This window comes from Mycobacterium sp. TH-M106 (assembly GCF_057473765.1).
In genome coordinates, this window is the sequence record NZ_JBYCLE010000419.1 from 1 (window position 1) to 4,700 (window position 4,700).

Consider the following 4,700-nt stretch of genomic DNA (forward strand, 5'->3'; position numbering starts at 1 on the left):
GCGGGCCGGTTGGCCACCCCACCCAGCCGGGAATAGACCTGCTCGGCGAGCGCCGGTGCGTCCGCGGAGATGTCGGTCACCAGCACCGGCTCGTCGATCTGCACCCAGGTCGCGCCAGCGTCGGCCAGCCGGGACAGCAGCTCGGCGTAGACGTCCACCAGCTCGTCGAGCCGGAAGATCGGCGCGGGCGCGCCGTCGACGGCCTTGCTCAGCAGCAGGAAGGTGATCGGGCCGATGATCACCGGACGCGCCGGGATGCCCAGCTCCTGAGCCTCCTTCAGCTCACCCAGCACCTTGGCGGGGTTTAGTGCGAACCGGGTGTCCGGCCCTATCTCCGGGACGATGTAGTGGTAGTTGGTGTCGAACCATTTCGTCATCTCCAGCGGGGCGATGTCGGCGGTGCCCCGCGCGGCGGCGAAGTAGCGGTCCAGCTCGTCGGCGACACCACTTACCCGGGCGGGCAGCGCGCCCAGCAGCACCGCGGTGTCGAGCATCTGGTCGTAGTAGGAGAACGTGTTGACCGGAACCGAGTCCAGACCGGCTGCGGCCAGTTCGGACCAGGTGTCGCGGCGTAGCTTCGCGGCGACCGACTCCAGCTCGCTTCGACTGGTCCGGCCCGCCCAGTAGCCCTCCGTCGCGCGTTTGAGTTCGCGGCGCGGGCCGATACGTGGGGAGCCGGTAACGGTGGCGGTAAATGGTGCAGCGGTCACAAGTCGATCCTTCAATAGACGAGGGTGGTCACCGCCGCCGGACGCCCGGCCGATGCGGTCGACGTGGAAATTACCAGCCCAACACTGCCGCCGTCACACCTAGGCAGCCGTTGCTGCCACGCTACGCGCGGGCGCTTGCCACCACGTGGTCGAGCAGGGCGTCGGTGGGCGGCCACGGGAACGTAGGTTTGTTGTGGGTCAGCTCGGCGATCCCGTGCAGCTGTGCCCATATCGCCGCCGCGGCCACCAGCGCCTCGCCGGTTTGGGTGCGGCGCACATCGACGACCGCGTCGTGCAGCACGGTGAACGACTCGATGCCGGGAAGTTCATCCGGCGCCCAGTCGTGGACTTCGCCCACCACCCCCATCAGGGTGCGATACGCGGCAGGTTGTTCACGCGAAAAGGACAGGTAGGCAGCGGCTCGTCGCCGCCGCGTCGTAACAGCTGTGATCAGCAACATCTTATGTAGACCACCAGCTTTGCATCGTCGGCGAAGATGGTGCACCATGGGTAGTCACCGATTTCGTCTGGGGGAGGATTGGGAATGCCCGGTTGCCATAGTTGCCATAGCACTACCGCACGCCGTGCGATCGCGTGGGGAGCGTCCGCGGGGGCGCTTCTGGCATTCGGGATGACCCCGCTGGCATGGGCACCGGCCGGGCACGCCGACGTTGTCGACGACATCGTCGGCTCCATCCTGGACGGGGCGAGTGTTGCCGGTAGCGGCGCCGGCGTCGACGCCCTGATGACGCCCGCGCTGGCTGGGGCCGACCTGCCCGAAGATGTGAGCGGTGAGCTCTCCGGTCTCCTCGCCGGTCTCGGCAACGCTTTCGTGCTGCCGGTTGCCGCCATCCTCGGTGCCGGGCCCACGATCCTCTACGGCTGGGCTCACCAGCTTGGCGAGGCTTGGGTCACCAGTTCGTTCGGTGAGCAGCTCGACAACCTGATCAACCAGCCGTTCGCCGTCGATGGCGCGTGTGGCCTGATCTGCAACGGCGACCCCGGCACGGCGAGCGATCCCCATGGCGGTGCCGGCGGCTGGCTGTTCGGCGATGGCGGAACCGGCTTCGACCCCACCACACCCGGCGAGGCCGGCGGGGCCGGCGGCGCGGCCGGGTTGCTCGGCAACGGGGGCGCCGGCGGTGTCGGCGGGGCCGGCGGCAACGGCGGTGACGGCGGCACCGGCGGCTGGCTGATGGGCTTCGGCGGTTCCGGCGGCAACGGCGGCGCCGGGCTGACCGGCGTCGACGGGGACGGCACGGCCGGCGGCAACGGCGGGACCGGCGGACACGGCAGCTGGCTGTTCGGCTACGGCGGGGCCGGTGGCAACGGTGGTGCTGGCGGCGTCGGCACCGACGGCACGGCCGCCGACCCGGCTGGCGGCGACGGCGGCACCGGCGGCAACGGCGGTGAGGGCGGGGCCGGCGGCTCTGGTCTGGGCATCGGCGGCGGCGGTGGTGACGGTGGGGTCGGTGGTGCCGGTGGCAACGGATTGGCGGGTGTCGCCGGGAGTGACGGCGGCAACGGCGGTGCCGGCGGCAACGGCGGTGCCGGCGGCGACGGCGGCTCGCCGGGCGCAAACTTCAATGGCTTGGTAGCCGGCGAAAACAGCGGCCCGCATACCGGCCTCATAGGCTCGGTGCGTCCGCTCTACGCGGGGGACGGCGGCGACGGGGGACAGGGCGGTAGCGCCGGGATCGCCACCGCTACCCCGGGCAACGGCGGCGACGGCGGCAACGGTGCTCCCGTCGGCTTCAACCAACCCGGTGCCGGCGGTGACGGAGGCAACGGTGGTTCCGGAGGTATCGGCACGGCCGCGCACCCCGACGGCGGCACCGGAGGTGATGGCGGTGCCGGCGGCACCGGTGGCGAGGTGACGTCGTCGGGCATCGGCACCGGCGGTCTCGGCGGCAACGGGGGAGTGGGCGGTGCCGGCGGCGCCGGCATAGACGGAGGCACCGGCGGAGCCGGCGGAACCGGCGGCCAGGGCGGCGTCGGTGGCACCGGCGCGCAGGCCAGCTTCGTCCAAGGTGGCACCGGCGGCAACGGCGGCTCGGGCGGCGACGGTGGCACCGGCACTCCCCATGGTCCAGGCGGCGACGGCGGCAAGGGCGGTGACGGCGGCAACGGCACACTCCCCTCCGATACCGGTGGCGGTGCCGGCGGTAAAGGCGGTGACGGTGGCACCGGCGTCCCCGACGGCAGCCCCGGCGGTCCCGGCAGCCCCGGCACTTCCAGCAGTTCGGACAGCGCGATCAGCCCCGGCAATGTCCAAGGTCAGCTGTAGTCGAGGTTGACGCCGTCGCTATGCCCCCCGGGCGGAGAATCCGCAGTAGGTTAGTCAACAATCGATGGCAATAACCACTTATCGAGAAAGGTAGGGAACGACCATGCCTGAAGCCGTCATCGTGGAGGCAGTGCGCTCACCGGTCGGGAAGCGCAACGGAGGGTTGTCCGGGGTGCATCCCGCGGAACTGTCCGCGCAGGTGCTCAACGGCCTGGTCGGCAGGGCGGGCGTGGATCCCGAGCTAGTCGAGGACGTGATCTGGGGCTGTGTCATGCAGGCCGGCGAGCAGGCCATCGATATCGGGCGTACCGCGTTGCTCACCGCCGGCTGGCCGGAGAGCGTGCCGGGGGTGACCGTGGACCGCCAGTGCGGATCCAGTCAGCAGTCGGTGCACTTCGCTGCCGCCGGTGTGGTCGCCGGGCACTACGACGTCGTCGTCGCCGGCGGAGTGGAGTCCATGTCGCGGGTGCCGATGGGTTCTTCGCTGGCAAACGGTGGTCACCCCTACCCGGAAGCCTTCCGGGACCGCTACAGCCAAACCCCCAACCAGGGCATCGGCGCTGAGATGGTCGCCGAACAATGGGGCTTCGACCGCACCGCTCTCGACGAGTTCTCACTGGCTTCGCACGAAAAGGCTGCTGCAGCACAGGATTCGGGTGCTTTCGATGATGAGATTATCGCGATCAAAGACGCCGACGGCAACGCGATCAGCAAAGACGAGGGCATCCGCCGCGGCACCACGATCGAGAAGATGGCTCAGCTCAAGCCGGCGTTCAAAGAGGACGGCGTCATCCACGCCGGCAACTCGTCACAGATCTCCGACGGTGCGGCGGCGTTGCTGTTCATGTCGGCCGACAAAGCTAAGGCGTTGGGGCTCAACCCGATCGCCAAAGTGTGTACCGCGACCCTGGCCGGTGCCAACCCGGTGATCATGCTGACCGCGCCGATCCCGGCCACCCAGAAAGCGCTGAAACGCTCCGGCTTGGGCATCGACGAGATCGGCGTGTTCGAGGTCAACGAGGCGTTCGCCCCGGTACCGATGGCCTGGCTGGCCGACATCGGCGCCGACGAGAAGAAGCTCAACCCTAAGGGCGGTGCGATCGCGCTCGGCCACCCGCTCGGCGCGTCCGGAGCCCGCATTATGACGACGATGCTGCACCACATGCGCGACAACGGGATTCGTTACGGCCTGCAGACCATGTGCGAGGGCGGCGGCCAGGCCAATGCCACCATCGTGGAGCTGCTCTGACCGACCGGGAATCACCGGGCGCGAGCATGCACAAAATCGCACTCAGCGGGCGTCTGCTGTGCGATTCTGTGCATGCTCGCGTGGGCAAGGGAGGGGCAAGGGAGGGGCTAGTCGGTGAAGTTCGGTCTGCGGCGCTCCTGGAATGCGCGCACACCCTCACGGAAGTCGTTGGCGGACAACAGGGCTGACTGTCCCACGTATTCTCGGTCCAGGGCATTGTCGAGTTCGGTGAGCGTGGCGGCGTTGACGGCATGCTTGGTTTTGGCCAGTGCCGCGGCGGGGCCGGCGAGCAAACCCGAGAGCACCCGGGCCACCTCGGCCTCGAGTTCGTCTGCCGGGTAGACCGCGCTCACCAGCCCCCAGGCCAGTGCGTCGGCAGCGGAGATCCGTTCGGCCAGCAGCGCCATCCGCATCGCGCGGGTCCGGCCGATCGCGGCGGCCACCAGCGCCGACG

At 69.7% G+C, this 4,700-nt stretch carries 4 protein-coding genes and 1 pseudogene; 2 read left to right on the forward strand and 3 right to left on the reverse strand.

Annotated elements, in window-relative coordinates; translation table 11 throughout:
• Both AC2VOP_RS14650 and AC2VOP_RS14655 read right to left on the reverse strand, forming a co-directional pair.
• A pseudogene (locus AC2VOP_RS14650) lies at nucleotides 1–710 on the reverse strand (5-methyltetrahydropteroyltriglutamate--homocysteine S-methyltransferase); the annotation flags it as partial.
• A 121-nt stretch (nucleotides 711–831) separates the two neighbouring features.
• Complete coding sequence (locus AC2VOP_RS14655; RefSeq protein WP_486961649.1) at nucleotides 832–1,170, reverse strand: TetR-like C-terminal domain-containing protein; 339 nt, start codon at nucleotides 1,168–1,170, stop codon at nucleotides 832–834.
• Nucleotides 1,171–1,341: 171 nt separating this feature from the next.
• On the opposite strand from AC2VOP_RS14655, the gene AC2VOP_RS14660 reads away from it, so the two are divergent.
• Both AC2VOP_RS14660 and AC2VOP_RS14665 read left to right on the forward strand, forming a co-directional pair.
• On the forward strand, nucleotides 1,342–2,997 hold the full coding sequence (locus tag AC2VOP_RS14660) for a PGRS repeat-containing protein (protein ID WP_486961650.1): 1,656 nt from the start codon (nucleotides 1,342–1,344) through the stop codon (nucleotides 2,995–2,997).
• A 103-nt stretch (nucleotides 2,998–3,100) separates the two neighbouring features.
• Complete coding sequence (locus AC2VOP_RS14665; protein WP_486961651.1) at nucleotides 3,101–4,246, forward strand: thiolase family protein; 1,146 nt, start codon at nucleotides 3,101–3,103, stop codon at nucleotides 4,244–4,246.
• A gap of 107 nt (nucleotides 4,247–4,353) precedes the next feature.
• Here AC2VOP_RS14665 and AC2VOP_RS14670 read toward each other — a convergent pair.
• Nucleotides 4,354–4,700 (reverse strand): enoyl-CoA hydratase-related protein (locus AC2VOP_RS14670; RefSeq protein ID WP_486961652.1); only part of this gene is annotated, 347 nt, incomplete at its 5' end.